The sequence below is a fragment of the Paraburkholderia phymatum genome (assembly GCF_040965635.1).
Taxonomy (GTDB): domain Bacteria; phylum Pseudomonadota; class Gammaproteobacteria; order Burkholderiales; family Burkholderiaceae; genus Paraburkholderia; species Paraburkholderia phymatum_B.
The window spans coordinates 74,766-101,692 of record NZ_JBFRCH010000010.1; the positions used below are offsets into that span (position 1 = coordinate 74,766).

Here is a 26,927-nt window from a genome sequence, read left to right on the forward strand (position 1 = left end):
TCTCCCATCATTGTTTGCTGTACGTTGCGGACGCGATTCGCGCACATCGGGACTGTCCTGCCCTAGCTTCGAATGCATCTGATATGTGATATATCGTATTTACAGCCCGCTATTTGAGCAAGCTTTTTCGGGCGTTTTTTTGCGGGGAAAAACCCTTATGGGCAACGAAGGTACTCAGCGCCCACTGCGGACGCGCCCCGCCCTCGCGATTCGCCCAAAGGCGAATGCGACGGTGGCGGTCGGCAGATTGTGGAAGCGTGAAGAGAGAAGCGGCGCTCTCGGCGAGCCTATGGCTCGATCAACGCAAAGGCGGCGCCTCGCGCGGCCGCAATAGCCGCGGCTTCGGTGGCGAATACGGTGTGGTCGGCGACCTGTTGATACGGCAGGACATGAACGGGCGCATCGGCGCCGTCGTCGAGTTTGCGCACGGCGGCGAATGCGGCCCAGCCGCCGTTGTGAATGAACTGCATGGCCGACAATTCGACTTGATACGGCCCGAAGGTTTCTACACGCATCGATGTTCTCCGTGCTGATCGCCGCGACGGCGATCGACGTGATATTGACTGCGCGAGTGCGGGACGGCGCACGCGCCGCCCGCGAGCAACAACGGGAACGCCACTTCAGGCGCTGACGCGCGCCTCGAGTTCCGCGATGCGCTTGCGCAGATTGCGGTCTTCCTGGAAGCGCGCGGTTTCGTCGCGAATGATGGCAACGATGCCCGTCAGTTCGCGCGTATCCGAATACAACAGTGCGACGGTAAAAGCGATGGACAGCGCGCGGCCATCCTTGTGAACGGAAGGCACCCGCAGCACATCGTTGCCATAGCGCGTCTGTCCCGTCGCCATGGTCTTTTCATAGCCTTCCCAATGACGCCCGCGCAGACGTTCGGGAATGATCAGATCGAGTGATTTGCCGAGTGCTTCTTCTTGCGTGAATCCGAACATGCGCTCGGCTGCGGGATTCCACAGCGTGATCGCGCCGCTCTTGTCGGAAATGACGACGGCATCGCCGATCGCATTGACCAGTTGTTCGTAATCGATGGCTGCTTGCATATTGGGGCTCGTGTATATGGCTGCCGCTCAGTGAAAAACAGCGCCTGGCTAAGGCGCTGTTCGACAGGGCTCCGCTTTTGCAACAGCTTCTGCTGCAACACGGAGCCCAGTGTGAAACGCCTCTGCGATTACACCACTTTCGCTTCGCGCATGCTGGCGATCTGGTCGAAGCTGTAGCCGAGGCCCTTGAGCACTTCTTCCGTGTGCTCGCCGAGCAGCGGCGAACCCGTGATCTCGGGCTTCATGTCCGAGAACTTGATCGGGCTGCCCACCGTCAGATAGCTGCCGCGCGCCTTGTGCTGCACTTCCGTGATCGTGCCGCTTGCACGCAGCGACGGATCGTTCGCAATTTCCTTCATCGACAGAACGGGCGAGCACGGAATGTCGAACTTGCGCAGGATGTCGACGGCTTCGAACTTCGTCTTGTCGGCGAGCCACAGTTCGATCGTGTTGAAGATATCGAAGATGTGCGGCTGGCGCGCTTCGGCCGTCTTGTACGCGGGATCGTCGATCCACTCGGGCTTGCCGATCGCGCGGCAGATCGGCTCCCAGGCGTGGCCCTGAACCGTGAAGTAGATGTACGCGTTCGGATCAGTTTCCCAGCCCTTGCACTTGAGCACCCAGCCCGGCTGGCCGCCGCCGCCCGCATTGCCGCCGCGCGGCACGACATCGGTGAACTCGCCGTGCGGATACTGCGGATACTCTTCCAGATAGCCGACGCGGTCCAGACGCTGCTGATCGCGCAGCTTCACGCGGCACAGGTTGATCACGCTGTCCTGCATCGACACGGCAACCTTCTGGCCCTTGCCCGTCTTGTCGCGGCCGATCAGCGCCGTGAGAATGCCGATCGCGAGGTGCATGCCCGTGTTGCTATCGCCGAGTGCAGCCGCGCTCACCGTCGGCGGGCCGTCCCAGAAGCCCGTCGTCGATGCGGCGCCGCCCGCGCACTGCGCGACGTTTTCATAGACCTTCAGGTCGTCGTAATGGTGGCCATCGCTGAAACCCTTCACCGACGCGACGATCATCTTCGGATTCAGCTCGTTGATGCGCTCCCACGTGAAGCCCATGCGGTCCAGCGCGCCCGGTGCGAAGTTCTCGACCAGCACGTCCGATTCCTTGATCAGCCGTTCGAGCACTTCCTTGCCGTCCTGCGTCTTCGTGTCGAGCGTCAGCGAACGCTTGTTGCTGTTGAGCATCGTGAAGTACAGCGCGTCGACGCCGGGGATGTCGCGCAGCTGGTTGCGCGTCACGTCGCCCGCGCCCGGACGTTCGACCTTGATCACATCGGCGCCGAACCAGGCGAGCAGCTGCGTGCAAGCAGGACCTGCCTGCACGTGCGTGAAGTCGATGATCTTGACGCCTTCAAGGGGTTTGGTCACTTTCGTATCTCCGTGGTTGGCTGAGGTCACTTTTTCATTGCCGCGCTTTGCGGGTTCAGATTGGTCAGGCGTCCGCTTTCCGTACCGGCCGCCTCGTCGATCACTGCGTTGATCAGCGTCGGCTTGCCGGATGCGATGGCTTCCTTGAGGGCCTTTTCGAGTTCTTCGGGCGTCGTCACGTTGTAGCCAATGCCGCCGAAGGCTTCGATCATCTTGTCGTAGCGCGCGTCCTTCACGAACACGGTCGGCGCAACGTCCTTGCCGCCCGTCGGATTCACGTCGGTGCCGCGATACACGCCGTTGTTGTTGAAGATCACCGTGCACACGGGCAGCTCGTAGCGGCAGATCGTTTCCAGCTCCATGCCGCTGAAGCCGAATGCGCTATCGCCTTCGATCGCGAGCACCTGCTTTCCGCTCGTCACGGCCGCGCCGATCGCGAAGCCCATGCCGATGCCCATCACGCCCCACGTGCCTGAGTCGAAACGCTTGCGCGGCTCGTACATGTCGATGATGGCGCGCGCATAGTCGAGCGTGTTCGCGCCTTCGTTCACGACGTTGATGTCGGGGTTCTGCTTGACGATATCGCGCAGCACGCGCAGCGCGCTGTGGAAGTTCATGGGCGAAGGATTCTTCGCGAGCGTCGCCGCCATCTTTTCGAGGTTCTTGTTCTTCTTCTCGTTGACGGCGTCGAGCCATTCCTTCGGCGGACGCGGGAAGTTATCGCCGACCTGATCGACGAGCGCGGCCACGCACGAACCGATGTCGCCGACGAGAGGCGCCGCGATCGCGACGTTGCTGTCCATTTCCTGCGGCGAGATGTCGATCTGCACGAACTTCTTCGGAGCGCCCCACGTCTTGCCCTTACCGTGCGACAGCAGCCAGTTCAGGCGCGCGCCGACCAGCACGACGACGTCGGATTCGGCGAGCACGAACGAACGCGCAGCGGAGGCCGATTGCTCGTGCGTGTCGGGCAGCAGGCCCTTGGCCATCGACATCGGCAGATACGGAATGCCCGTCTTCTCGATGAACGCGCGGATCTCCTTGTCGGCCTGCGAATACGAAGCGCCCTTGCCGAGCAGCACGAGCGGACGCTTCGCACCCTTGAGCAGATCGATGGCGCGCTTCACCGAATCCGGCGCGGGCAACTGGCGCGGCGCGGCGTCGATCACGCGCACGAGCGATTGCTTGGCCTTCACGGCATCGATGGTTTGCGACAGCAGCTTCGCGGGCAGGTCCAGATACACGCCGCCCGGACGGCCCGACACGGCCGCGCGGATCGCACGCGCAACGCCGATGCCGATGTCCTCGGCGTGCAGCACGCGATACGCGGCCTTCGCGTACGGCTTCGCTGCGTTCAGCTGGTCCATCTCTTCGTAGTCGCCCTGCTGCAAGTCGACGATTTCACGCTCGCTCGATCCGCTGATCAGGATCATCGGGAAGCAGTTCGTCGTCGCGTTGGCGAGTGCCGTGAGGCCGTTCAGGAAGCCCGGCGCGGACACCGTGAGGCAAATGCCGGGCTTTTGGGTCATGTAGCCAGCGATAGCGGCCGCATTGCCCGCATGCTGCTCATGACGGAAACCGATAAAGCGCATTCCTTCGGCTTGCGCGAGGCGCGCAAGGTCCGTGATAGGAATGCCGACCAGACCGAAGATCGTGTCGATATCGTTCGCCTTCAGTGCATCGATGACGAGGTGGAAACCGTCCGTCATTTGTTGTGCGTTCTCTTCAGCGGATTCCTGCGGTCTGATCTCAAGTACATCTGCCATGACGTCTCCTCCTTGGCCGGGTGTTGTGTGCGTCTCGTGATATACAATATTCCAAACACAATATTAGTCAACGGTTTTTTGCGGTTGCCTGTTCGTGCTGCTGCATCGCAAAAGGTCTCTTAAGCTTTGTGTTTGAAGGGTCTGGGCGCTTGAATCGTGCACTGCATCAAGCGCCCGTACGGGATAGTCCTGGGGTCGCGCGAGTGGTTTGCGAGACCTCAGTCCAGAAAATCGCAATGCGCTTCGACGTACAGCGCGAGGTCGAGCGAGTGCTGGCGCACGAGCGTTTCGACGCGTTCGGTGTCGCGCGCTTCGAGCGCTTCGATGATGCGCATGTGGTCCTCGATCGAGCGCGACGCGCGGTCGCTCTGCGCGATCGTCATGCGGCGTATCGCGCGCACGTGCATGAAGATGTTCTTGATCGTTTCGAGGATGATCTGCGAGCCGGAGAGCTCGACGAGCGCCTGATGAAACGCGATGTTCACCTCCGAGTACTCCTCGATGTGATCGGTCGGCGTGGCCTCGTTGAAATGGTCGAACATCGCGCGCAGCCGCGCGATGTCCTCATTGGACGCACGCTGGGTCGCCAGACGCGCCGCCACGCTTTCGAGCGCGGCCCACATGCAGATCATCTCGACGATCTCTTTCTTCGTCTTGCGCAGGATGTAGACACCGCGGCGCGGGATCGTGCGCAGAAAGCCTTCCTGTTCGAGCAGCGTCATCGCCTCGCGAACCGGCGTGCGGCTCACGCCGAGCGCCTCGGTCAGCTCCTTCTCATCCAGACGCACTTCTTCACGCGAGTGATAGATGTCGGTGCTCGCGATCGCCTGCTTCAGCCGCGCATACGCCTGATCGCGCAGCGATGCCGTCGCGCTGATCGGCGTCAGGTTCAGGCTCAACGGGACCGTGCGGACATTCTCTTGCGTGTCGGTGGACATGGTCGACGTGTCTCCTCGTTGTCGAAAACGGTGGTGGTCCGCTTGGCTCGTGCGCCTGGTGGGCGCGGTCGTGCGGCCTCGCGATGGCCCTTTTTGTATATGTGCAATACTGTATATCACATATCTAACCGAAACCAACTCTCCTGCACCCTGGGTTTGCAGCGCCCTTTCCATAAACGTTGGTCAATGGTTTTCAAAGAAAACTTTAACTATCGTGAATTAATCGGGCGGTCTATGCTGTCCTTCACGCAATCGATGAAATGGAGGAGATCATGCGCAACGCACACGATGGACACCGGACTGACTACGACCGCGCAGTCGATGCGCAGCTGTGCGCGTTCAATAGCGCATTCGCCGACCTGGGGCTGCGCTTCCGCTGGGACGCGCAAACGCTGACATCGCTTGCGGCGATCGACGGCGAACATGCGCGCGTCGTCGCGTATATCGAGGCCCAGCAGCCGCATTTGCTCAACGCTTACAGCGCGGAGTTCCTGAGCGAGGCGATTCTCGCGAAGAAGCGCGCACACACGCCGGACGCGCTGCCGACGCGTGTCGAGGCATCCAGCGGCCCCGCGCAGCGGTCGGCGGCATTCTCGATCGCCCAGTATTTCGCCGACGACACGGGGCTGCCGGCGCTGGCGGGCGCCTGATCCGCCAAACGGCAACAAGCCGACGAGCCGCCGACGAAGCAAGCCGAAAGGAGCCTCCCGCGCCCCGATGCGCGGGAGGCTTTTTTGTTGGCCATCGGCGACTCGTGAACCGCAACGTCACGCGACACCAAACAAAAAGCGGTGCATGGCGATCAAGCCATGCACCGCTTCAGCTTCCGATCATGCGATTACTCGGCGGCGCTTGCGCACCGCCCTTCGTCAATCTCCCGAGCTGGCGCTCAACGGCGACGAACTGCTTGCAGAAGCAAGCGAAGCGCGCGCCCCCGACGTCTCGATCCAGCGAGCGCGCATTGGCGCGAGGATGAATTTCGCCGAGACGCCCGCCGCAATCGTGACCACGGCCGACACGATGAACACGAGGTTCCATCCACCCGCCGCCGACAACACCGACGCGAGCGGCACGAGCAGCGCGGCCGTGCCCTTCGCCGTATAGAGCGTACCGGCATTGGCCGCAGCGTACTTGCTGCCGAACGTATCCGCGCAGATCGCCGGGAAGATCGAGAAGATCTCGCCCCAGAACAGGAAGATCAGCGCCGCGAACGTCATGAACGCGTACGGGTTCTGGCCGTACTCCATCATCCCGAGCAGCGCGAGCCCCTCGCCGATGAAGATCGCGAACATCGTGTTCTCGCGTCCGATCTTGTCGGAGATGAAACCGCACAGCGGACGCGTGAAGCCATTGCAGATGTTGTCGATCGACAGCGTCATCGTGAGCAGCGGCAGCGTTGCGCCGAAGAGCGTCATCGGCAGCTTCGCGAGGCCCCAGTCCTTCGCGATCGGCCCGATTTGCGCGGTCGCCATCAGGCCGCCCGCCGCCACCGCGACGAACGACAGATAGATCACCCAGAACACAGGCGCCTTGATCATCTGGCCGGGCGTGTAGTCGACCTTGGTTACGGCGAACTTGCGCTTCACGTTGTTTGCCGCGCGCGCGACCGGCTTTTTCAGCAGCAACGCGAGCACGAAGATGCACACGCCTTGCAGGATGCCGAAGAACAGGAACGTGTGCTCGTAACCTGAGCGCGTAATCATGTTTGCGATCGGAATCACCGTGACGGCCGCGCCCGCGCCGAAGCCGGCCGCCGTCAGGCCCGCGGCGAGGCCGCGCTTGTCCGGGAACCACTTCAGCGCGTTGCCGACGCACGTGCCGTACACGCCGCCCGCGCCGATGCCGGCAATGACGGACGCCGCGTAGAGTTCAGGCAGCGTCGTCGCGTATGAATTCAGCACCCACGCAAGGCCCGCGCACAGTGCGCCGCCCGCAACGACAGGACGCGGACCGAAGCGGTCGACGAGCCATCCTTCGACGGGAACGAGCCATGTTTCAGTGAGAATGAAAATCGAGAAGGCAAGCTGAATCGATGCTTCGCCCCAGTGGTGCCGCGCATTCATCGGAGCGACGAACAGCGTCCACGCGTATTGAAGATTCGCGACCAGCGCCATGCATAGCATGCCGATGATCAACTGACACCAACGGTTCGAAAAGAAACCGCTTCCCGTCGCCTGTCGGGTGTTTCCATTCATGTGCATCGTCTCCGCTCTCGACGGGAATCCGCGCCTTAGCGCTTGCTCCCCGTCGCATGCAAAATGTTGCGTTCTAATGTTTTCGATGCGGACTGCGCGATCCAGGATCGTTGCGCCCGCAAGCGCCTTACTCGTTTTCTTCTACCCGGCCTTGGGTGACTTTCGACAGACCTGCGTAGTTAACCATTCAAACAGGCTGCGGTCTTTTCATTTTTATTCCAATGGGCTGCGGATTTTCCCTAAGCGATGCACATCGAAGCGCAAAAGCAAGCGTTAACCCTTAACCCAAAGGCTTATTCCGGGCGAACCCATGCTAAGCGGATGTAGCGAATTGCGAATAATTAAAGTTACTTATCGAATCGATAGACGATCGTTTATGGAAGCGATGGCGTGGGACGCGCAGAGGAGCTTGCCGCCTGCCAATGAGGGAAGATGCGGACATCCGCAAACGGATGTCCGCTGGAGAACAGTGAACAGTGCTGTTGAAAACGCGCTGCGTTCAGTCTAGGAAATCGCAGTTCGCCTCGATGAAGGCGGCGAGATCGAGCGAGTGCTGACGCACGAGACGCTCGGCGAGTTCGGTGTCGCGCTTTTCGAGTGCTTCGATGATCCGCAGATGATCGACGATCGAGCGCGACGCGCGGTCGCTCTGCGAAATCGTCATCCGGCGAATGGCGCGCACGTGAATGAAGATGTTCTTGATCGTGTCGAGGATGATCTGCGACTTCGACAATTCGACGATCGCCTGATGGAACGCGATATTCGCATCCGAGTACTCGGCGATATGTTCGGCAGGCGTCGAATCGCGGAACTGGTCGAACATATGACGCAGCCGCGCGATCTCCTCGTCCGTCGCGTGCAGCGTCGCGAGACGCGCGGCCATGCTTTCGAGCGCGGCCCACATCTGCACCATTTCGACGATCTCGCGCTTACTCTTTCGCACGATGTAGATGCCCCGGCGCGGAATCGTGCGCACGAAGCCTTCCTGCTCGAGCAGCGTCATCGCCTCGCGCACGGGCGTGCGGCTCACGCCGAGCGATTCGCTCAGCGCGCGATCGTCGAGACGTATCTCTTCGCGCGACGCATAGATGTCCGCGTCCGCGATCGCCTGGCGCAGCATCGCGTACGCGCGATCGCGCAGGCTCGCGCTGGTCCCGATGGGTTGCAATGACAGGGTGAACGGTGTTGCCGCCGGCCGGCTGTCCAGTTCTGACGACATGCATCGCCTCTGATGGGTCGGTGTCTTGAACACCGTGATTGTTCAAGCGGCCGAATGCGCCGCGCCCGTATCGTGCCGCGCGCGTTCATCGCCACGCGGACTGGTGACGTATTTAGTATATCAGTGTGTGAGGTATTGTCGACGGGCGGCGCGTCCCGCCTGGCGGAGAGCGCGGTCGGCGTGCTGTCGCCGCTTACGGATTCGGGACGCTCGTCGCCGCGCCGTTCACGGACGCCGTCAACGCACCTACGGCCGCCGACGGTTCGCGCGGCGCTTCGAGCATCACCGCGCCGCATTGCAACTGGCCGTTGTCGTTCGATTCGAGTTCAGCGGCCGTCAGGTTCGCGCACGCCGCATCGACGATCGTGCCGATGTCGTGCCGGTTGCGCTCGCGCGCAGCGTGCTTCATTTCACCCTGAAGCCATCCGCTGAAACTCACGACGGCGAATACCGCTACGGCTGAAAGTACTGACTCGAGCTTCGTCAAACGCATCTTGGGTGAAGGCTTTGCAGAGGGATGGCAGTCACGATAACGGCATCGCCGCGAAAAGCTTGAGCCCGCGCGCATTTGCAAATGCGTCCCGAAGTGTCCTGCCCGCCGATTGCAGCCGGAAAAATGCCCGGCTACATCTGATCGCGCGGCGCCTTTTCTGCAATTTGCGGCGAGCCAATCGTCTTGGTGTTGCCGGAACGATCCTTGAGCCTGTCGATAGCTTCGACACCACAACTTTACTTGCAGCTTTCGCATAACAAGCCAATCCGCCTTGAACGGGAGAGCGTCATGGCCACCGAGCCCGAAAGTTTCCGCGATCAGTTCGTCTCGATGTTTCAATCCGTCGTCGATGAAGTCGTGCGCACAACGACGCCTTCCACGGGACTCACGTCTCGACCGGGCCTCGACAACCCGCTCGTCAACGCCGCCGCGACGATTGCGCAACTGAAGGCGCAAGGCGAGGCGTCGCTGCCCGATGTCGCGCCGGGCGAAATCGCGCAGGATGCCTGGACGTGCGCGAAGATGGGACTCGATCTGATGGAGGCGCGCGCACGCGGCGACACCGCGACAGCCGAAAGCATCCAGAACGATATCCGCTACAACGTCTGCGACCCGGCGTGGCTCACGGTCATCGAAAACTACATGCAGTACTTCGGCGCGGACGGCAAACGCGCCGCGATTCCCTACCGGCGCGCGGCCGCGATCGGACCCGTCACGGTTCCGCTGAAAGCGGGCGCCACGGTCGCGCTGATCGCCGACTGGGGCACGGGCACCCAGGTCGCCGCCGATCTGCTGAAACAGGCCGCGCTGCAAAGCCCCGACGTCGTGATCCATCTCGGCGACATCTACTACTCGGGCACGCCGCAGGAGTGCAACGCGAACTTCAGGAAGATCGTCGATGCCGTGCTTTCGCGCGATACAAAGGACGTGCCCGTCTATACGCTCTCCGGCAATCACGACATGTACTCGGGCGGCGCCGGCTATTACGGGCTGATCGACACGCTCAACGATCACGCGCGCCTGCAGCCCGCCAGCTTCTTCTGTCTGCGCAACGACGACTGGCAGTTCATCGCGATGGACACGGGCCTGCACGACTACAACCCGTTCACGGTGACCGACGTCGTGACGTTTCTGGAACAGGACGAAGAAGACTGGATCGTCGAGCGCATCGCCGAATTCAGCGGCAAGACGATTCTCCTCTCGCATCACCAGCTGTTTTCCGCGCTCTCGCAGATCGGGCCGCTGCAGACGGACGGCAAACTCACTGCGTACAATCCGCGGCTGCTCGCGAGCTTTCGACGCTTTTCGCAGGCCGCGAAGCAGCCGATCGCCGCGTGGTTCTGGGGCCATGAACACAGCCTGAGCGTGTATCAGCCGTACCTCGGCTTGACGCATGGACGGTGCATCGGACACGGCGCCGTGCCCGTGCTCGTCAATGGCCCGGAGAACGCGCCGGACCCGCGCGTCGTCAATCCGCCCGTACTGCAGAACGTCCTGCTGAAACAGACGAATAAGGTTTACATGCACGGCTTCACGATCATCCGGCTCGGACAGGCAGCACAGAAAGCGCAAGCGTCGGCCGAGTACTACGAGAGCACCGACGGCACGACGCCCATGTTCACCGAAACGCTCTAGCTCTTGCGCGCTGCATGCGGAACGTCTCGCGCCGGAAGTCTCGCGCTAGACGTCGACGATCACTTCGAAGCCGCCGTAGATCAGACGCTTGCCATCGAACGGCATCGGCAGCGTGTCGGGCTGCGTGCGCGGATCGGCCATCACTTTCTTCATGCCTTCGTCGCGTGCCGCGCGCGAAGGCCATACGACCCACGAGAACACCACCACCTCGCCTGGTTCGAGCTTGACGGCCATCGGAAACGACGTGAGCTTGCCTTCGGGCACGTCGTCGCCCCAGCACTCGACGACATTCAGCGCGCCGTATTCCTTGAAAACGCCCGCAGCGATCTGTGCATGCCTACGGTAAGTTTCGCGATTCTCCTCCTTTACACCGACGACAAATCCGTCCACATAATTCATTGCAGCCTCCTTTTGCGGTTTCGTGAGAACGTAGGCATATCTCGCATCGTTGCCCGGTTCTACACACACGACGAGCGAGGCGGCAGCGAATCGACAGCACCGCGATAAATTTCCGTTTGCCTGTGCACACGGCCTTGCTGCGCGTGGCACCGTGACATAATCCGCGCAGCCCTCAACAACGCTTTTGACATGTCGAACCGTTTCCATCAGAAGATTGGCAGCATCCTCGGATTGCTCGCGATCCTGATGGCGACGCTCGCGCCCACTGTCTCGCAGGCCATCGCAGCGAGCCGTGGCGCGTACGATCCCGCCGCCGCGCTCTGCTCGTCGCACACGGCCACGCTCGCCGACACGCACGAGGACGACCCCACCGACACCCACACGCTCGCCTCGCACTGGCATGCATGCGGCTATTGCAGCCTGGTCGCGCATTTCCCCGTGTTGCCCGCATCGTTGTCGACGTTTGCGCTGATCGTCACGGCCATCACGCAGCGCGCCGCCGCGCGCTTCGACAGCGTCGCGCTCGCCACGCCCTATCAAGCCGCGCAACCGCGCGCGCCGCCTATTCATCTCTGAGTCGAATTGCGTTCCGGCAGCGCCATGACGGCGTTGCTGTTTTCGCGCGTGTTCGCTTCGCGCAGCGCAAGCCGCTCACGCGCGCGCTCATACTCGGGATGACCCATGAACATCACACTCGACAAGCGCGGCACATGGCCGCTCGCCTGCTGCATTGCCGCGGCCCTGTGTTTTCCGGCGCTCTCGCACGCGCACGCGATTGCCGGTGACCGCGTATTCCCCGCCACGATGGCCGTCGACGACCCCGGCGTCGGCGACGAACTCAACTTGCAATACGGCCATCAGCGCGTGCCCGGCGACGATGGCGATCAGAGCATCAACACATTCAGCTTCGAATACGACAAGCTGATCACGCCGCGCCTCGCGATATCCGTCGGAGGCGCTTATGTCGGACAGAACAATCCGACGGCACACGGCTTCGACAACTTCAGCGTCGGCCTCAAGTACCTGTTGTACGTGAACGAAGCGCACGAGTTCATGACGTCGATCGGCGTCAACGCGGATCTCGGCGGCACGGGCAGTCACGCGATCGGCGAGAGCTTCTCCACGATCTCGCCGACGATCTTCGCGGGCAAAGGTTTCGGCGACCTGCCCGATTCGCTCGCCTGGCTGCGCCCGATCGCGATCACGGGCGAAGCCGGTCCCGCCTTCACGACGGGCGCGGGCGAGCCCAACGCGTTCAACTACGGCGTGACGGTGCAATACAGCCTGCCCTATTTGCAGCAGCACGTGCGCGATGTCGGCTTGCCGCAGCCGCTCGCGAACCTGATCCCTATCGTCGAAATTCCGCTATCGCGCAGTCAGGGGCAAACGACGGGCACGGTGAATCCGGGCTTCATCTGGATCAACCGCTATGGGCAACTAGGCATCGAAGCGCAGATACCCATCAACCGCGCTAGCGGTTCGCATGTCGGCGTGCTGGTGCAGGCGCATATCTTCTTCGACGACATCGCGCCGACGACGATCGGCAAGCCGCTCTTCCCGTAACGAGGACATCGCGATGAACATGACACGATTCGCAATCGTAGGCAGCGCACTGTGGGCGCTGAGCCCGCTCGCGGCCAACGCTCACGTGTTTCCGCAGAAGCAGGAGCCCGGCGCGGGCGCGACGGTCGAATCACCGGCCAAGGTCGTCATCACGTTCGACGGACCGCTCGAACCGGCATTCAGCACGTTGACAGTCACCGATGCGTCGGGAAAGCAGGTGAACACCGCGAAATCGGCCGTCGACGCGCAACAGCCGCGCGTCGAATCCGTCGCGCTACCCGCTTTGCCTGCCGGCAAGTACACCGTGCATTGGGTTGCCGTCGCGTCGGACGGCCATCGCACACACGGCGATTATTCGTTCAACGTGAAGTGACGAAGCGATGACGTTACGACGACGGGCCGCGACTCAAGCACCCGATGACGCCCGGTTTCGTGGCGAATGCCAGAACAGTGCGCGTTCTCGCTGACGACTGCGTGCGGCTTCTGCATGGCCTCTCCGTTCAACGATCGACGCCTGCAGTCCGGGGACGGCTCTGATGCGCAACAAGAAAAAATGTCGTAAAAAATGGGCTCGAGCCTGTAGCGATCGCGGCATCGCATCGACCATCGCGCCGCGTTGCACGACGCCGTGCTACTGTCGCGGCAACCGTCTCACATGTTTCGTCATCGTTCCATCCCGCCATGGAGTGCGCGTGAACAATCCGCTGATTATCGGCTTTGCGCTCGTCGCGCTCGATGTGGTGGTGTGGCGTTGCACGATACCCAGAAACGAAGTCGCGCGACTGCTGGTGCGGCTCTGCATCTATGCGGCCTTTAGTGCGCTGCTGTTCAGCTCGAACCTGAGCCCGTTCTCGCAGGCGCCCTATTTGAACTCGCGGCCGCTGCACGTGATCGGCCAGGTGCTCGAAATCATCTGGTGGCTGATGGGCGCGCGCCTGCTCAGCATGGCGCTCGACACGCTGCTGCTGCCCAGGACATGGCGCCGTCAGCGGCTCTTTCAGGATGTGTTCGGCGCGCTCGTGTTTCTGGCCGCCGTCGTCGCCGCGCTCGGCTTCGTGCTCGAGCTGCCCGTGCGCGGGCTCGTCGCGACATCGGGCGCGCTCGCGATCGTGCTGGGTCTCGCGATTCAAAGCACGCTCAGCGATGTGTTCGCGGGCATCGTGATCAACACGACGGAGCCGTATCACATCGGCAACTGGGTTTCCATCGACGGCGTCGAGGGCAAGGTGCTGGAGATGAACTGGCGCGCGACGCATCTGCTGACTTCACAAGGCAACATCGTCATCGTGCCGAACGCGGTCGCGGCCAAGGCGAAGATCACGAACAGCAGCCGCCCGCCGACGCTGCACGGCGTGACCGTCACGCTCGAAATCACGCCAGAGGCGCGCCCGAGCGCCGTGCTGGCCGCGCTCGAACGCGCGCTGGCCGGCGTGCGCGCCGTGATCGCGGACCCCGCGCCGTATGCGCTCGTGAAGAGGACCACCGTCACGTCGATCCAGTACGAAGCGACGGCCTACGTCGACGACATGAGCAAGAAGCTCGCTGTGACGAACGAGCTTTACGACCTGTGCTTCCGGCATCTCGCGGCAGCGGGCGTCGAACTGAGACCGCTGGGTGTCCCGTATGCGCCCGCCGCACCCGCGGCGCAGGTCGATCGCAGGATCAGCCTGCTCAGGCGCGTCGAACTGTTCGCCGCATTGACGCCCGAAGAGCTGGCGGGGCTCGCGCCACTGCTTTCGCGCCATGAATATGACCGCGGCGATATCGTGCTCACACCCGAAACCGTGCCCGACAATCTGAGCATCGTCGATTCGGGCGTGCTGTCGGTCGTCGCGGACAGCGCGTCAGGTCCCGTCGAAGTGAACCGCCTCGGTCCCGGCGATGCAATGGGCGAAGCGGGGCTGCTCGCGGGCATGCCTGCGCGCGTGAAGATTTCGGCGTTGACGCACGCCGTCGTCTATCAGTTGAAGAAAGACGACGTGACGCCGCTGCTCAAGGACAATCCCGACGTCGCGAGGCTGATGTGCCGGCTGCTGTCGCGTCGCCAGGATACGCTAGGCAAGCTCGGCACGCCGACGCCCGTAGTGCAGTCGGAGCAGTCGATCTTTCAATGGCTGCTCGATGGCATGCGCAAGCTGCACGATCTGACGTTCTGAACTGAACGCCACGTGGCGCATCGCGTGACGCACGCACGCGCCACGGAATGCCCACGTCAGCCGATCAAACGATCAAACTCGTTCGATCGCGATCGCAATGCCCTGCCCGACCCCGATGCACATCGTGCACAGCGCGAAGCGTCCATGCGTGCGTTGCAACTGATACATCGCGGTCGTCACGAGCCGCGCGCCGCTCATGCCGAGCGGATGGCCCAATGCGATCGCCCCGCCGTTCGGATTCACGCGTGCATCGTCATCGGCGACACCCAACGCGCGCAGCACGGCAAGGCCTTGCGATGCGAACGCTTCGTTCAACTCGATCACGTCGAACTGGTTGATGCTCATGTTCAGGCGCGCAAGCAGCTTCTGCGTCGCGGGCGCGGGTCCGATGCCCATCACGCGCGGATCGACGCCTGCCGTCGCGATTCCGAGCACGCGTGCGCGCGGCGTCAGGCCATAACGCTTCGCGGTCTCTTCGTTCGCGAGCAGCAAAGCAGCCGCGCCGTCGTTGACGCCCGACGCGTTGCCCGCCGTCACCGTGCCGTCCGGGCGCACGACGCCCTTCAGCTTTGCGAGCGCTTCGAGGCTCGTCTCGCGCGGATGCTCGTCCTTCGACACGACGATCGCATCGCCCTTCTTCTGCGGGATCGTCACGGGGACGATTTCCTGCGCGAGCGTGCCGTCCTGCTGCGCGCGCGCCGCCTTCTGCTGGCTGCGCAGCGCGAACGCGTCCTGATCGGCGCGGCTGATGTTGTAGTCGGTCGCGACGTTCTCACCCGTCTCCGGCATCGAGTCGACGCCGTAGAGTTGCTTCATCAGCGGGTTGACGAAACGCCAGCCGATCGTCGTGTCGTAGATGTCGGCCTGGCGCGAAAACGCGCTCGTCGCCTTGCTCATCACGAACGGCGCGCGGCTCATGCTCTCGACGCCGCCCGCGACCATCAGCCCCGCCTCACCCGACTTGATCGCGCGCGCCGCAATGCCGACGGCATCCATGCCCGAGCCGCACAGCCGGTTGACCGTCGAGCCCGGCACGTCCTTCGGCAGGCCCGCCAGCAGCAGCGACATGCGCGCGACGTTGCGGTTGTCCTCGCCCGCCTGGTTCGCGCAGCCGTAGATCACGTCGTCGATCGCGTTCCAGTCGACTTCCTTGTTGCGCTCCATCAGCGCCTTGAGCGGCACGGCGCCCAGATCGTCGGCGCGCACCGACGACAGCGAACCCGCATAGCGGCCAATCGGCGTGCGAATCGCGTCGCACAGGAAAGCTTCCGTCATGAGATGTCTCCAGTAATGGCAGGCTGGCGTTATCGTGGAAGGCGCCAGCGTCGGCGCATGGGAGCGCCGGAAAAACGTGCCGATGAACCGACATTTGTTCTATACTCGAACAAACGATCATATATCGAACAATTCAGGTTTGATGATAGGCGGGTGGCGGAAAGACTGTCAAGCGCGGCGGCGCGCGAGTGCGCGTCGAAATCCGCAATGAGGTGTCGCTGTAAACAGCAGAATCCGGCAGGAACGGGCGGCGCACGGAAAGCCGCGGCGAAGTTGGCGAATCCGGGCGCTTGCGCTATCGTCACGGCTTTCCGCAGGCTATCGAAGGCTGTCCCAACGTTTGAACGTATCGTGCATAGGCCCATGAGCAAAGTCCCACCAGTGTCACAAGCCGTTTCCGTCAACGATGGGGACGCGCCCGACAAACCGGGCGACTCGTACGTGCAGTCGTTCGCGCGCGGCCTCGCGGTGATCCGCGCGTTCAACGCCGAGCGGCCCGAGCAGACGCTCACCGACGTCGCATCGGCGACGGGCCTCACGCGCGCGGGCGCGCGCCGCATTCTGCTGACGCTGCAAACGCTCGGGTACGTCGAGGCCGAAGGGCGACTCTTCCGCCTGACGCCGAAGATTCTCGATCTGGGTTTCGCGTATCTGACGTCGATGCCGTTCTGGAATCTCGCCGAGCCGTTCATGGAAGAACTGTCGGCGCAGGTGCACGAAAGCTGTTCGGCGGCCGTGCTCGATCGCACGGAGATCGTCTACGTGCTGCGCGTGCCGACGCACAAGATCATGACGATCAATCTGTCGATCGGTAGCCGCTTGCCGGCGTATTGCACGTCGATGGGACGCGTGCTGCTGTCGTCGCTCGATGAGGCGACACTCGACGCGACGCTCGACGCCTCGCCGATCGTCGCGCACACGCCGCGCACCATCACCGACCGGAACGAGTTGAAGAAGACGATTGCGCAAGTGCGCAGCCAGGGGTGGGCGGTCGTCGATCAGGAGCTGGAAGGCGGGCTGATTTCGCTGTCCGCGCCGATCCGCAACCGGCGCGGACAGATCATCGCGGCGATGAACATCAGCGGCAACGCGCAGCGCAACAGCGCGAAGCAGATGGTGAAGGCGTTTCTCGAACCCCTGCAAAAAGCGGCGCAATCCGTGTCGGATATGGTCGCGCTGCGCGGCTGATCGGGTTGCGCGCGGCTTGCGGCGCATCGTGAAGTGCGGGAGCGACTCGTGCGTCAGTGGCTTCGCTTCGGCGAATCTCGAAAGCGAAGCCGCGCACCTGGCGCCGATTCAAACATGCGTGTTCATCGACGGCCCATCAACGGCCCAGATAGCGCTCCACGAGACGCGCCCAGTACGCGGCGCCGATCGGCAGATTGCGGTCGTTGAAATCGTAGTGCGGGTTGTGCACCATGCAGCCGTCCTCGCCGACGCCGTTGCCCAGGCGAAGGAACGACCCCGGCCGCTGTTCGAGCATGAACGCGAAGTCTTCGCTGCCCATCAGGATGTCCGCGTTCGGCTCGACGTTTTCGGCGCCCGCCAGTTCGCGCGCGACCTGAATCGCAAACTCCGTTTCGGCATCCGTATTGACGACGACGGGATAGCCTTCGATGTAGTCGACGTGCGCCTTGCCGCCATAGCTCGCGGCCTGCGCTTCGGCGAGTTCGACGATGCGCTGCTTCAGAAGCGCCCGCACTTCCGGGCTGAACGAGCGCACGCTCAATTCGAGCTTCGCGCTCGACGGAATCACATTGTTCGCGACGCCCGAGTGCATCGTGCCGACCGTCACGACAGCGGGCTGCGCCGGGTTCACGTTGCGCGCGACGATGGTTTGCAGCGCCATCACGATGCTCGACGCGATCACGATGGGATCGACAGTGAGATGCGGGCGCGCCGCATGGCCGCCGACGCCTTCGATCGTGATCGTCGCCTTGTCGCCCGCCGCCATGAACGCGCCCTTGCGGAACAGGAACTTGCCCGGCTCCGCGCCCGGATGGTTGTGCACGCCGAACACCGCGTCGCATGGGAAGCGCTCGAACAGGCCGTCTTCGATCATCTTCTTCGCGCCGCTGTCGATCCCGCTTTCCTCGGCCGGCTGAAAGTACAGATGCACCGTGCCCGAGAAGCGGCGTGTCTTCGCCAGATGCTGGGCCGCGCCGAGCAGCATCGTCGTGTGGCCGTCGTGTCCGCATGCGTGCATCTTGCCGTGCGTGCCGCTCGCGTACGGCAGGCCCGTCTGCTCGACGATAGGCAGCGCGTCCATGTCCGCGCGCAGCCCGATGCTGCGCGTGCCGTCGCCGACCTTCAACGTGCCGACCACGCCCGTCTTGCCGACCCCGCGCGTCACCTTCCAGCCCCACCCCTCCAGTTTTTCGGCGACGAGCGCCGCCGTCGCGACTTCCTCGTACGCGAGCTCGGGATGGTGGTGAATGTGGCGGCGGATGTCGCGCAGCGAAGCGGCGGCGGGTTCGAGGTCGGCGGTTTCGGTCAGGAGGGTGGCGTCGGTCATCAGGGGTGCTCCACGGGTTTGTTCTGGTCTCGCCGCGTCTCGTGCGCAGCGTCAATCCGCAGACTATAGCAACGCGAGACCTTTCCCGTAAGACGGTCGCGCCTGTGACTTACTTAACGCTTTCATCGGGAACGGGTGCATCGGTCCGGGGCTCACACGACGACTGCGCTCGCGCTTCGTTCTTCAGCACGTCGACGAACGCCTGACCGGCTGCTTCGAGCGTGCCGGAATTGTCGATATGCGTGAGATGCGCGCCGCGCGGCAGCGTGAACGGCGCCTTGCGCGCAAGGCGCGCCTCGACCTGCTCCTGCGTCTCGCGTCCGCGCGACGCGAGACGCTGCGCGAGAATATGCGGCGCTGCATGGATATGCACGACTTCGAGATGCGGATAGCGCTTCAACGCACGCGACAGATACGCACGCGACCCATTGACGACGACGGTGCAGCCGCGCGCGAGCCACGCGTCGATCTCGATGCCGATGCCGTAATGCAACTCGTGACTCGACCATTCGAGCGCAAAGAGGCCTTGCGCCGAACGCGCGGCGAACTCTTCGCGCGTCAACGCGATGTGATTCTCGTTGTGCCCCGTGCCGCGCGTGATGTAGCGATGCGCAAACACGACGGGCGTTCCCGCGACGCGATCGCGCGCGAAGTGCAGCAGCGAATCCTTGCCCGCGCCCGATGGTCCGATCACATAGATCAAACGGCCCTTCATGCGTTCGTTCACTCCTTCATTCACTCCTTGTGTTCTGCCGTAAATGCGAGCCGCTGCCACAGCATGAACGGCTCGCCGGGCGCAGGCTCGACGAAGATCGCTGCGCCGTCGATTGACAGCGGCCCGAGACGCTGCGCCTCGCGATGCCACCATCCGACGATCGCGGCACGATCGGCGGCATTGTCGAGCGAGTTGGACAGCGTCATGTGGAAACGAAACTCGTCGAGCACATACGGATATCCCCATTCGACGAGCAGTTCGCGCTGGCGTTCCGTCAGCGGCGCCTGCATGCGCTTCGCGGTGTCGGCGGCGGACGGCTTCTCGCGCAGCGGCGCGAACGTGCGCAGCGCATCGGCGGCGAGCGCGCGCATGCGTTCGTCGCCCGATGGCGTCGCGGGACGCATCGCCACGAAGTCGCCCAACGTCGCCGCTTCGACGTGCAATGCGAACGGCCTCTGTGTGTGCGCCCAGTTTTCGGCGGCTTCGAGCAGATCGGCAACGGTCGCGCCATCGGCAAGACGGAACGGCGCGACGAGCGTGCCGTGCCAGCCATAACGGCGCGGCGATGCCGTCAGCTGCGCAAGCGGTTCGGATAGAGCGGGCGCTTCTTGCGGATCGAACGAAGCGCCGCTTTCGGCATCGCGACCGAGCCACGCGGAGCCCGCATCCCACCAACCCGACGCGCGCGCCGGCGCGTAATAGATTGCGAAGCGTGCCTGCGCGGACCAGGCATTCACCGTGGCCGCGCTCATATGTCGTGCTCGACCATCAATTGCACGCGGTCGGCGGCGAAGTGCGTGAAGCCGTATTTGATCGGCGCGCCTTCCGTATCGACGTCGACGTTTTCGACCCACAGCACCGGCTGCTGCCGGTTGATGCCGAGACGCCGCGCGACTTCCGGCTCGGGCAGCACGCTGCCGATACGGCTCCACTTGCGCAGATAATCGTTCACGCCATATTCGGCCATCGCCTTCGTGATGCCGCCCACGCGTTCCAGCACGTCGGGCAGATCAGCGAAACGCGCGGCCGGGTAGAAGTTGCGTGCGAACGTGAGCGGCACGCCGTCCGCTTCATGCAGCGACTCGATGCGATACACGGACGCGCCCGCGCGCAGGCCCAGCGCTTTCGCGACGGTGGGATCGGCCTTCACGCGCGCCGCCGACAGCATCGTGCCCGCCGCCGAATGATGCTGCTGCCGCAGGTTCTCGGTAAAGCGCGTGCGGCGGCCGATCGTATAGTCGATGGCGCCCGGCTGCACGAACGTGCCGCGTCCCTGCTCGACGCTGACGAGTCCTTGCGCGGCGAGACCCAGCATCGCGCGGCGAATCGTATGGCGGTTCACGTCGAAGCGCCGCGCAAGCTCGCCTTCGCTCGGCAGACGACCGTCCTCGCCGAAGCCGCTTGCCGCGATCTCCTTCGCGAGGATCTGCTCGATCTGCCGCCACACGGCAACGCCCGCTCCCCGTTCGAGCATCGTGCCCGGCGCCGCGTCGTCGTTCGATGTCATGGTGCTGTCATTCCCTTCCGTTCAAATAGGCGTTCTGTGCATTGTAGTCCGCAAGCCGTGGCGGAAATATGAAACGCGCCTTCTGTCACGAGACAGCGACATTTTAGCTCTAAACGTCTAGACGTTTAGACGAATAGATGCTCAAATGTCTGCACTTGCTACCGACCGTCCACTTCCAGGAAATCCCGATGAGCGCCCCCGCTTCTCCTCCTGCCACCGCTTTCCCTGCCTCTGCCAACGCCGCGCGCCGCGCATGGATGGCCGTCCTCGCCCGCGCGTCGCGCGCCGATCTCGAAGCCGCCTTGACCCGCGCGATGCAAGGCACGCCGTTCCCTGCTTTCGACTGGCTGCGTCTGCCCGAGATCGGGCTCGCGATGGTGCGCGGGCGCATCGGCGGCACGGGTGATGCGTTCAATCTAGGCGAAGCAACTGTCACGCGCGCCACGCTGCGTCTGCGCGCGATCAACGACGATGCGGATGAAAGCGCAACCGTCGGCGTCGCGTGTCATCTGGGACGCGACCGCCGCCGCGCCGAACTCGCTGCTATCGCAGACGCATTGCTGCAAACGCCGCAGCATCACGAACGTCTGCAGCAACAGCTGATCGCGCCGCTCGCTACGCAACTCGCGGCGAAACGCGCGCAACGTCAACAGGACGCCGCATCGACGCGCGTCGAGTTCTTCACGATGGTCCGAGGCGACTGATGAACCCTTCCCCGCAATCCGCGCAGATCGCGCTCTCCATGCTGACGCCGGGCTTCGCCGATCCCGTCCACGATACGCAGACGGTGTTCCGCACGCTGCTCGACGCGCTGTCGCGTCCGGGCAAGATCGGCACCATCGACAACGTGCTGCCCGCTTCGCGCAGCGACGCGCGCAACAACCTGCCGCACGCGCGCGCCGATCTCGCCGCTTTCGCCGCGCTGCTCGCGCTGTGCGACTACTCGACGCCCGTATGGCTCTCGCAGCCCGATGCCGTGCTCGGCTCGGCGTTGCGCTTTCATACGGGCGCGCCGCTCGTCGACGAACCGCAAGAGGCTGCGTTCGCCTATGTGCACGATGCGAGCACGCTGCCGCCGCTCACGAGTTTCGCGCTCGGCGCGCCCGAAACGCCGGAGCAATCGGTGACGCTGCTCGTGCGCGTCGATTCGCTGAATTCGTCGACGGGGGGCACGCCCCTCACGTTGCGCGGTCCCGGCATCGAAGACACGCACACGATCGCGCCTTCCGGCCTGCCCGCGCGTTTCTGGCGCGAGCGCGCCGAACTCGCGCCGCTCTTTCCGTGCGGCATCGACTGTTATCTCGTCTGCGGCGACACGCTGATCGGCCTGCCGCGCACAACCCGAGTGGAGCTGAACTAATGTACGTTGCCGTCAAAGGTGGAGAACGCGCGATCGAAGCATCGTGGCGTCTGCTCGACAAGGCGCGCCGCGGCGATACGCAGTTCGCCGAACTGAGCGTCGCGCAGATCCGTTCGCAATTGCGCCTCGCCGTCGCGCGCGTAATGACGGAAGGCTCGGTCTACGACGAAGAGCTTGCCGCGCTCGCGATCAAGCAGGCAGCCGGCGATCTCGTCGAAGCGATCTTCCTGCTGCGCGCCTATCGCACGACGCTGCCGCGCTTCGGCTACACGCAGCCCGTCGATACGGAAGACATGCATATCGAGCGGCGCATCTCCGCGACGTTCAAGGACGTGCCCGGCGGCCAGATGCTCGGCGCGACGTATGACTACACGCAGCGTCTGCTCGATTTCACTTTGCTCGCAGAAGGCGACGGCGATGCCGCCGCGCCCGCGAAGCGCAGCGAAAGCGCGAGCGAGGAAGCGATGCCGCGCGTCGTCTCGCTGCTCGACAAGGAAGGCCTGATCGAACAGGAACGCATGTCCGAAGGCGCGCCCGAACCCGGCGATCTGTCGCGCGAACCGCTGTCGTTTCCCGCGAGCCGTGCGACGCGCCTGCAAAACCTCGCGCGCGGCGACGAAGGCTTTCTGCTCGCGATGGGTTACGCGACCCAGCGCGGCTACGCGCACTCGCATCCGTTCGCGGGCGAGATCCGCTTCGGCACGGTGGCCGTCGAGATGGAACTCGACGAACTCGGCGAGGCCGTCGAGATCGGCGAAATCGACGTGACGGAATGCCAGATGATCAACCAGTTCGCGGGCAGCAGCCAAGTGCCGCCCACCTTCACGCAAGGCTACGGTCTCGCGTTCGGCCATTCCGAGCGCAAGGCGATGGCGATGGCTTTGGTCGACCGCGCGCTGCGCGCCGAAGAACTCGGCGAAACGCTCGGCTCGCCGACGCAGGACGTCGAATTCATGCTGTCGCATAGCGATAACGTCGAGGCATCCGGCTTCGTGCAGCATCTGAAGCTGCCGCATTACGTCGACTTCCAGGCCGAACTCGAACTCGTGCGCCGCCTGCGCGCGAAACACGCGACACGCGATCAGCGCGACGACAGCGACCAGAACGACAAAGAGGACAAAGAGGAGCAAGCGGCATGAATGCGCCCGACACGACGATGCAAGCTTCGGCGCACGACAGCGCCGCCGAGGGCTACAACTTCGCATATCTCGACGAACAGACCAAGCGCATGATCCGCCGCGCGCTTTTGAAGGCGGTGGCCGTGCCGGGCTATCAGGTGCCGTTCGCGTCACGCGAAATGCCGCTGCCGTTCGGCTGGGGCACGGGCGGCATTCAGGTTACGGCATCGATCATTGGGCGTGACGACACGCTGAAAGTGATCGACCAGGGTTCCGACGAAACGACGAACGCCGTCAACATCCGCCGCTTCTTCGCGCGCACGACGGGCGTGAGCACGACCCGCAAGACGTGCGAGGCGACCATCGTGCAGACGCGTCACCGCATTCCCGAGACGCCGCTCACCGACAAGCAGATTCTCGTCTATCAGGTGCCGATGCCCGAGCCGCTCTTCCGGCTCGAGCCGCGCGTGGCCGAGTGCAAGAAGCTGCATGCGCTCGCCGACTACGGGCTCATCAGCGTGAAGCTGTACGAGGACATCGTGCATCACGGCAGCATCGCGACGACGTACGACTACCCCGTGATCGTCAACGGACGCTATCTCGCGTCGCCGTCGCCGATCCCGAAGTACGACAACCCGAAGATGCACATGAACCCCGCGCTGCAACTGTTCGGCGCGGGACGCGAGCGGCGCATCCATGCGATTCCGCCGTACACGCCCGTAAAAAGCCTCGATTTCGACGATCACCCGTTCGAGGTGCAGCGTTGGGAGCATGCGTGCGCACTGTGCGCATCGACGGAGAGCTTCCTCGATGAAATGATTGTCGACGATGCGGGCAAGCGCATGTTCGTCTGCTCGGACAGCGACTATTGCCACGAGCGCCGCGAACAGCAAGAGATCGAACAAAGCGGGGAACACAACGAAGGAGAAAGCGCATGACGCCGCTTCTGAGCGCACGCGCGCTCACCAAACAATATGGCGGCCGCAACGGTTGCCGCAACGTCAGCTTCGATCTGCATCCGGGCGAAGTGCTGTGCATCGTCGGCGAATCGGGCTCGGGCAAATCGACGCTGCTGAACACGCTCGCGCTGCGCACGTCCGCCGATGCAGGCACGCTGCACTACGCGAGCGCACACGGCGAAACACTCGATCTGCTCGAATTGTCGGAGCCGCGCAAGCGTCTGCTGATGCGCACCGAGTGGGGCTTCGTGCAGCAGAATCCGCGCGATGGCTTGCGCAGCGGCGTGTCGGCGGGCGCGAATATCGGCGAGCCGTTGATGGCCGTCGGCGCGCGCCACTATGGCCAGATCCGCGATACGGCAACGCAGTGGATGTCGCGCGTCGAGCTCGACGCAACACGTATCGACGAATTGCCGTCGGCGTTTTCGGGCGGCATGCAGCAGCGTCTGCAAATCGCGCGCAATCTGGTGACGGGCCCGCGGCTCGTGTTCATGGACGAGCCCACGGCGGGTCTCGACGTATCCGTGCAGGCACGTCTGCTCGACCTGCTGCGCACGCTGACGTCGACGCTGCATCTGTCCGTGCTGATCGTCACGCACGATATCGGCGTCGCGCGCCTGCTCGCGCATCGGCTGATGGTGATGCAAGGCGGCGAAGTGGTCGAAGCGGGTCTCACCGACCAGGTGCTCGACGATCCGCAGCACCCGTACACGCAGACGCTCGTCTCTTCCGTTCTTCCCGTTTGAGGTCCTGGCGATGACAACGTCAATCGAAACATCGTTCGTCGACAACAATGCGCTGATGCTGCGCGCCGTCAAAATCGGCAAGACGTTCACGCTGCACGGCCAGGGCGGCGTGCAGATCGAAGCGCTCGCGGGCGTATCGCTCGACGTCGGGCGCGGCGAGTGCGTCGTGCTGGTCGGGCCGTCGGGCGCGGGCAAGAGCACGTTCCTGCGCTGCCTGTACGGCAACTATCTGGCGAGCACGGGCACGATCGCGATCCGCGACGAAGCACACGAAGCGAAGCACGTGCGGATCACGGGCGCCGAGCCGCGCGACGTGCTGTATTTGCGGCGCAGCGTAGTCGGCTACGTGAGCCAGTTCCTGCGCGTGATTCCGCGTGTAAGCGCGCTCGATCTCGTCGCCGAGCCGCTCGTCTCGCGCGGCGTCGATGAAAACGAAGCGCACGAGCGCGCCGCCGCATTGCTCGCGCGGCTCAATGTGCCTGAGCGTTTGTGGCCGCTCGCGCCCGCGACGTTTTCGGGCGGCGAGCAGCAGCGTGTGAATATCGCGCGCGGCCTGATCGCGGAACATCCCGTGCTGCTGCTCGACGAACCAACGGCTTCGCTCGATGCGGAGAACCGCGACATCGTCGCGGACCTGATCGTCGAAGCGCGCGAGCGCGGCGCGGCCATCGTCGGCATCTTCCACGACGAAGATACGCGCGCGAAAGTCGCCACGCGACGGCTCGAACTGCGTCCACCGTTGCGTCACACGCCGGCACTACACTGATAACGATCAGATACGGAGCATCCAGATGTTGATCAAGAACGCTCGCGTCGTGACGCGGGACGAAGTCTTCAACGGCGTCGTGCGGGTCGAAGACGGCGTGATTCGCGACGTCGCGCGCGGCACGACGTCCGCCTCCGACGCCCAGGACTGGGACGGCGACTACCTGTTGCCGGGCCTCATCGAACTGCATACGGACAATCTCGAGAAGCATCTGGTGCCGCGTCCTGGCGTCGAATGGAATACGGATGCCGCGTTCGTGATCCACGACGCGCAGGTGGCGGCCGCCGGCATCACGACGGTGTTCGATGCGCTCGCGATCGGCTCGCGCTCGAACGTCGGCTTGCGCGGCCGCGACACGCAGACGCGTTGCGCGCAGGCGCTGCACCGCTTTTCGGAGCGCAAGCTGCTGCGCGCCGAGCACTTCCTGCATCTGCGCTGCGAGATCGCGACGCCCGATGTCGTCGAGGTGTTCGATACGCTGAAGGACCATCCGCTGCTGCGTCTCGCTTCCGTGATGGATCACACGCCCGGCCAGCGCCAATGGCACGACCGCGAGCAATGGCGCCGCTTCCAGGAGCGCCACGGCAAGATGACGGACGAACACGTGGCCGCGACGCTCGTTGCGCTCGAAGACGAACAGCAGCGCTTTGCGGACCAGCATCGCCGCGAGATCGTCGAGCGCTGCAAGGCGCTGGGCTTGCCCGTCGCGAGCCACGACGACACGCTCGTCGAGCACGTGCAGCAGGCCGCCGACGAAGGCATCGTGCTCGCCGAATTCCCGACCACGCGCGTCGCCGCGGAGGCCGCCCACCGTCACGGCATCGCGACGATCATGGGCGCACCGAACATCGTGCGCGGCGGCTCGCACTCGGGCAACGTGTCGGCGCTGGAGCTGGCGAAGGCGGGGCTGCTCGACATCCTGTCGTCCGATTACGTGCCGTCGAGCCTGCTGACGGCCGCCTTCGAGCTTGTGGACAAGGCCGGCTGGACGCTGCCGCAAGCGATGGCGACCGTGTCGGCGGAACCGGCGCGCACGGCCGGCCTGCATGACCGCGGCGCGATCGAAATCGGGCTGCGCGCGGATTTCGTCCGCGTGACGATGCTCGATGCATTGCCCGTGCCGCGCGCAACATATCGCGCGGGCGCGCGGATCGTTTGATGCGCGCTACTC

Annotated in this window: 28 protein-coding genes; 14 read left to right on the top strand and 14 right to left on the bottom strand. The window is 63.8% G+C overall.

The window, feature by feature from the left end; translation table 11 throughout:
* Positions 1–287 precede the first annotated feature (287 nt).
* The 5 genes from AB4Y32_RS19310 to AB4Y32_RS19330 form a co-directional block, all read right to left on the bottom strand.
* Complete coding sequence (locus AB4Y32_RS19310) at positions 288–515, bottom strand: hypothetical protein (RefSeq protein ID WP_368722875.1); 228 nt, start codon at positions 513–515, stop codon at positions 288–290.
* A gap of 105 nt (positions 516–620) precedes the next feature.
* Positions 621–1,052 carry a PAS domain-containing protein gene (locus AB4Y32_RS19315; protein ID WP_368722876.1) on the bottom strand — a complete coding sequence of 144 codons (432 nt, stop codon included), beginning with the start codon at positions 1,050–1,052 and terminating at the stop codon, positions 621–623.
* A gap of 128 nt (positions 1,053–1,180) precedes the next feature.
* The gene (frc, locus tag AB4Y32_RS19320) at positions 1,181–2,431 is read right to left on the bottom strand and encodes a formyl-CoA transferase (RefSeq protein WP_368722877.1); all 1,251 of its coding nucleotides are present in this window, start codon (positions 2,429–2,431) and stop codon (positions 1,181–1,183) included.
* Between the two features lie 26 nt (positions 2,432–2,457).
* The gene (gene oxc / locus AB4Y32_RS19325; RefSeq protein WP_368722878.1) at positions 2,458–4,197 is read right to left on the bottom strand and encodes an oxalyl-CoA decarboxylase; all 1,740 of its coding nucleotides are present in this window, start codon (positions 4,195–4,197) and stop codon (positions 2,458–2,460) included.
* A 218-nt stretch (positions 4,198–4,415) separates the two neighbouring features.
* On the bottom strand, positions 4,416–5,135 hold the full coding sequence (locus AB4Y32_RS19330) for a GntR family transcriptional regulator (RefSeq protein ID WP_368722879.1): 720 nt from the start codon (positions 5,133–5,135) through the stop codon (positions 4,416–4,418).
* A 272-nt stretch (positions 5,136–5,407) separates the two neighbouring features.
* Between AB4Y32_RS19330 and AB4Y32_RS19335 the strand changes: the two genes are divergently transcribed.
* Positions 5,408–5,785: a hypothetical protein gene (locus AB4Y32_RS19335; RefSeq protein ID WP_368722880.1), complete on the top strand. Its 378-nt coding sequence runs from the start codon at positions 5,408–5,410 to the stop codon at positions 5,783–5,785.
* A 219-nt stretch (positions 5,786–6,004) separates the two neighbouring features.
* Here the strand turns inward: AB4Y32_RS19335 and oxlT are convergent, their stop codons facing one another.
* The 3 genes from oxlT to AB4Y32_RS19350 all read right to left on the bottom strand — a co-directional run bounded on the left by oxlT (position 6,005) and on the right by AB4Y32_RS19350 (position 8,958).
* On the bottom strand, positions 6,005–7,330 hold the full coding sequence (oxlT, locus tag AB4Y32_RS19340) for an oxalate/formate MFS antiporter (protein ID WP_368722881.1): 1,326 nt from the start codon (positions 7,328–7,330) through the stop codon (positions 6,005–6,007).
* Between the two features lie 499 nt (positions 7,331–7,829).
* Positions 7,830–8,549 carry a GntR family transcriptional regulator gene (locus AB4Y32_RS19345; protein WP_087734741.1) on the bottom strand — a complete coding sequence of 240 codons (720 nt, stop codon included), beginning with the start codon at positions 8,547–8,549 and terminating at the stop codon, positions 7,830–7,832.
* 193 nt (positions 8,550–8,742) lie between these two features.
* Complete coding sequence (locus AB4Y32_RS19350) at positions 8,743–8,958, bottom strand: hypothetical protein (RefSeq protein WP_368722882.1); 216 nt, start codon at positions 8,956–8,958, stop codon at positions 8,743–8,745.
* Positions 8,959–9,330: 372 nt separating this feature from the next.
* Here AB4Y32_RS19350 and AB4Y32_RS19355 point away from each other — a divergent pair, with 372 nt between their 5' ends.
* Positions 9,331–10,677 (top strand): metallophosphoesterase, encoded by a 1,347-nt coding sequence (locus AB4Y32_RS19355; RefSeq protein WP_368722883.1) that lies wholly within the window; start codon positions 9,331–9,333, stop codon positions 10,675–10,677.
* Between the two features lie 45 nt (positions 10,678–10,722).
* On the opposite strand, the gene AB4Y32_RS19360 is transcribed toward AB4Y32_RS19355, so the two are convergent.
* Positions 10,723–11,076, bottom strand: coding sequence for a DUF1428 domain-containing protein (locus tag AB4Y32_RS19360; RefSeq protein WP_368722884.1), 354 nt, complete (start codon positions 11,074–11,076; stop codon positions 10,723–10,725).
* Positions 11,077–11,265: 189 nt separating this feature from the next.
* Here AB4Y32_RS19360 and AB4Y32_RS19365 point away from each other — a divergent pair, with 189 nt between their 5' ends.
* The 4 genes from AB4Y32_RS19365 to AB4Y32_RS19380 all read left to right on the top strand — a co-directional run bounded on the left by AB4Y32_RS19365 (position 11,266) and on the right by AB4Y32_RS19380 (position 14,795).
* A complete protein-coding gene (locus AB4Y32_RS19365) occupies positions 11,266–11,652 on the top strand; it encodes a DUF2946 domain-containing protein (RefSeq protein WP_368722885.1) in 387 nt (128 codons plus the stop codon).
* A gap of 105 nt (positions 11,653–11,757) precedes the next feature.
* The gene (locus AB4Y32_RS19370; protein WP_368722886.1) at positions 11,758–12,639 is read left to right on the top strand and encodes a hypothetical protein; all 882 of its coding nucleotides are present in this window, start codon (positions 11,758–11,760) and stop codon (positions 12,637–12,639) included.
* Positions 12,640–12,658: 19 nt separating this feature from the next.
* On the top strand, positions 12,659–13,012 hold the full coding sequence (locus AB4Y32_RS19375) for a copper resistance CopC family protein (protein ID WP_439899811.1): 354 nt from the start codon (positions 12,659–12,661) through the stop codon (positions 13,010–13,012).
* Between the two features lie 319 nt (positions 13,013–13,331).
* Entirely contained in the window at positions 13,332–14,795 is a 1,464-nt protein-coding gene (locus AB4Y32_RS19380; RefSeq protein ID WP_368722888.1) for a mechanosensitive ion channel domain-containing protein, read from the top strand.
* 72 nt (positions 14,796–14,867) lie between these two features.
* On the opposite strand, the gene pcaF is transcribed toward AB4Y32_RS19380, so the two are convergent.
* Positions 14,868–16,070: a 3-oxoadipyl-CoA thiolase gene (gene pcaF, locus AB4Y32_RS19385; RefSeq protein ID WP_368722889.1), complete on the bottom strand. Its 1,203-nt coding sequence runs from the start codon at positions 16,068–16,070 to the stop codon at positions 14,868–14,870.
* 363 nt (positions 16,071–16,433) lie between these two features.
* Here pcaF and AB4Y32_RS19390 point away from each other — a divergent pair, with 363 nt between their 5' ends.
* Complete coding sequence (locus AB4Y32_RS19390; RefSeq protein WP_368722890.1) at positions 16,434–17,258, top strand: IclR family transcriptional regulator; 825 nt, start codon at positions 16,434–16,436, stop codon at positions 17,256–17,258.
* Positions 17,259–17,394: 136 nt separating this feature from the next.
* Here the strand turns inward: AB4Y32_RS19390 and AB4Y32_RS19395 are convergent, their stop codons facing one another.
* From AB4Y32_RS19395 to phnF, 4 genes are all read right to left on the bottom strand, one after another.
* Positions 17,395–18,585 (bottom strand): M20 aminoacylase family protein, encoded by a 1,191-nt coding sequence (locus AB4Y32_RS19395; protein WP_368722891.1) that lies wholly within the window; start codon positions 18,583–18,585, stop codon positions 17,395–17,397.
* Between the two features lie 109 nt (positions 18,586–18,694).
* Positions 18,695–19,300, bottom strand: a complete 606-nt coding sequence (gene phnN / locus AB4Y32_RS19400) for a phosphonate metabolism protein/1,5-bisphosphokinase (PRPP-forming) PhnN (RefSeq protein WP_368722892.1) — start codon at positions 19,298–19,300, stop codon at positions 18,695–18,697.
* A gap of 20 nt (positions 19,301–19,320) precedes the next feature.
* On the bottom strand, positions 19,321–20,052 hold the full coding sequence (locus AB4Y32_RS19405; protein WP_368722893.1) for a DUF1045 domain-containing protein: 732 nt from the start codon (positions 20,050–20,052) through the stop codon (positions 19,321–19,323).
* On the bottom strand, positions 20,049–20,807 hold the full coding sequence (phnF, locus tag AB4Y32_RS19410) for a phosphonate metabolism transcriptional regulator PhnF (protein WP_368722894.1): 759 nt from the start codon (positions 20,805–20,807) through the stop codon (positions 20,049–20,051). The genes AB4Y32_RS19405 and phnF overlap by 4 nt, the downstream gene beginning before the upstream one ends.
* 188 nt (positions 20,808–20,995) lie before the next feature.
* Here phnF and phnG point away from each other — a divergent pair, with 188 nt between their 5' ends.
* Genes phnG through AB4Y32_RS19445 form a run of 7 tightly spaced genes read left to right on the top strand, consistent with a single transcriptional unit; the run spans position 20,996 to position 26,915 of the window.
* Entirely contained in the window at positions 20,996–21,511 is a 516-nt protein-coding gene (gene phnG, locus AB4Y32_RS19415) for a phosphonate C-P lyase system protein PhnG (protein WP_368722895.1), read from the top strand.
* Complete coding sequence (phnH, locus tag AB4Y32_RS19420) at positions 21,511–22,167, top strand: phosphonate C-P lyase system protein PhnH (RefSeq protein WP_368722896.1); 657 nt, start codon at positions 21,511–21,513, stop codon at positions 22,165–22,167. Before phnG ends, phnH begins: the two co-directional genes overlap by 1 nt.
* Positions 22,167–23,306, top strand: coding sequence for a carbon-phosphorus lyase complex subunit PhnI (locus tag AB4Y32_RS19425; protein ID WP_368722897.1), 1,140 nt, complete (start codon positions 22,167–22,169; stop codon positions 23,304–23,306). The genes phnH and AB4Y32_RS19425 overlap by 1 nt, the downstream gene beginning before the upstream one ends.
* The gene (locus AB4Y32_RS19430) at positions 23,303–24,223 is read left to right on the top strand and encodes an alpha-D-ribose 1-methylphosphonate 5-phosphate C-P-lyase PhnJ (protein ID WP_368722898.1); all 921 of its coding nucleotides are present in this window, start codon (positions 23,303–23,305) and stop codon (positions 24,221–24,223) included. Before AB4Y32_RS19425 ends, AB4Y32_RS19430 begins: the two co-directional genes overlap by 4 nt.
* Complete coding sequence (gene phnK / locus AB4Y32_RS19435; RefSeq protein WP_368722899.1) at positions 24,220–24,990, top strand: phosphonate C-P lyase system protein PhnK; 771 nt, start codon at positions 24,220–24,222, stop codon at positions 24,988–24,990. The genes AB4Y32_RS19430 and phnK overlap by 4 nt, the downstream gene beginning before the upstream one ends.
* A 10-nt stretch (positions 24,991–25,000) precedes the next feature.
* Positions 25,001–25,756: a phosphonate C-P lyase system protein PhnL gene (phnL, locus tag AB4Y32_RS19440; protein WP_368722900.1), complete on the top strand. Its 756-nt coding sequence runs from the start codon at positions 25,001–25,003 to the stop codon at positions 25,754–25,756.
* Positions 25,757–25,781: 25 nt separating this feature from the next.
* Entirely contained in the window at positions 25,782–26,915 is a 1,134-nt protein-coding gene (locus AB4Y32_RS19445; protein WP_368722901.1) for an alpha-D-ribose 1-methylphosphonate 5-triphosphate diphosphatase, read from the top strand.
* Positions 26,916–26,927: the final 12 nt, after the last annotated feature.

Bases quoted from the DNA above. Each gene is read 5' to 3' on its own strand.
- AB4Y32_RS19310 (WP_368722875.1), bottom strand. From the start codon at position 515: ATGCGTGTAGAAACCTTCGGGCCGTATCAAGTCGAATTGTCGGCCATG.
- AB4Y32_RS19315 (WP_368722876.1), bottom strand. From the start codon at position 1,052: ATGCAAGCAGCCATCGATTACGAACAACTGGTCAATGCGATCGGCGAT.
- AB4Y32_RS19425 (WP_368722897.1), top strand. From the start codon at position 22,167: ATGTACGTTGCCGTCAAAGGTGGAGAACGCGCGATCGAAGCATCGTGG.
- AB4Y32_RS19330 (WP_368722879.1), bottom strand. From the start codon at position 5,135: ATGTCCACCGACACGCAAGAGAATGTCCGCACGGTCCCGTTGAGCCTG.
- AB4Y32_RS19395 (WP_368722891.1), bottom strand. From the start codon at position 18,585: ATGACCGACGCCACCCTCCTGACCGAAACCGCCGACCTCGAACCCGCC.
- oxlT (WP_368722881.1), bottom strand. From the start codon at position 7,330: ATGAATGGAAACACCCGACAGGCGACGGGAAGCGGTTTCTTTTCGAAC.
- AB4Y32_RS19355 (WP_368722883.1), top strand. From the start codon at position 9,331: ATGGCCACCGAGCCCGAAAGTTTCCGCGATCAGTTCGTCTCGATGTTT.
- phnL (WP_368722900.1), top strand. From the start codon at position 25,001: ATGACAACGTCAATCGAAACATCGTTCGTCGACAACAATGCGCTGATG.
- phnF (WP_368722894.1), bottom strand. From the start codon at position 20,807: ATGACATCGAACGACGACGCGGCGCCGGGCACGATGCTCGAACGGGGA.
- AB4Y32_RS19360 (WP_368722884.1), bottom strand. From the start codon at position 11,076: ATGAATTATGTGGACGGATTTGTCGTCGGTGTAAAGGAGGAGAATCGC.
- oxc (WP_368722878.1), bottom strand. From the start codon at position 4,197: ATGGCAGATGTACTTGAGATCAGACCGCAGGAATCCGCTGAAGAGAAC.
- AB4Y32_RS19345 (WP_087734741.1), bottom strand. From the start codon at position 8,549: ATGTCGTCAGAACTGGACAGCCGGCCGGCGGCAACACCGTTCACCCTG.
- AB4Y32_RS19430 (WP_368722898.1), top strand. From the start codon at position 23,303: ATGAATGCGCCCGACACGACGATGCAAGCTTCGGCGCACGACAGCGCC.
- pcaF (WP_368722889.1), bottom strand. From the start codon at position 16,070: ATGACGGAAGCTTTCCTGTGCGACGCGATTCGCACGCCGATTGGCCGC.
- phnG (WP_368722895.1), top strand. From the start codon at position 20,996: ATGAGCGCCCCCGCTTCTCCTCCTGCCACCGCTTTCCCTGCCTCTGCC.
- AB4Y32_RS19365 (WP_368722885.1), top strand. From the start codon at position 11,266: ATGTCGAACCGTTTCCATCAGAAGATTGGCAGCATCCTCGGATTGCTC.
- AB4Y32_RS19350 (WP_368722882.1), bottom strand. From the start codon at position 8,958: ATGAAGCACGCTGCGCGCGAGCGCAACCGGCACGACATCGGCACGATC.
- phnN (WP_368722892.1), bottom strand. From the start codon at position 19,300: ATGAAGGGCCGTTTGATCTATGTGATCGGACCATCGGGCGCGGGCAAG.
- phnK (WP_368722899.1), top strand. From the start codon at position 24,220: ATGACGCCGCTTCTGAGCGCACGCGCGCTCACCAAACAATATGGCGGC.
- AB4Y32_RS19390 (WP_368722890.1), top strand. From the start codon at position 16,434: ATGAGCAAAGTCCCACCAGTGTCACAAGCCGTTTCCGTCAACGATGGG.
- AB4Y32_RS19370 (WP_368722886.1), top strand. From the start codon at position 11,758: ATGAACATCACACTCGACAAGCGCGGCACATGGCCGCTCGCCTGCTGC.
- AB4Y32_RS19405 (WP_368722893.1), bottom strand. From the start codon at position 20,052: ATGAGCGCGGCCACGGTGAATGCCTGGTCCGCGCAGGCACGCTTCGCA.
- AB4Y32_RS19445 (WP_368722901.1), top strand. From the start codon at position 25,782: ATGTTGATCAAGAACGCTCGCGTCGTGACGCGGGACGAAGTCTTCAAC.
- phnH (WP_368722896.1), top strand. From the start codon at position 21,511: ATGAACCCTTCCCCGCAATCCGCGCAGATCGCGCTCTCCATGCTGACG.
- AB4Y32_RS19335 (WP_368722880.1), top strand. From the start codon at position 5,408: ATGCGCAACGCACACGATGGACACCGGACTGACTACGACCGCGCAGTC.
- AB4Y32_RS19375 (WP_439899811.1), top strand. From the start codon at position 12,659: ATGACACGATTCGCAATCGTAGGCAGCGCACTGTGGGCGCTGAGCCCG.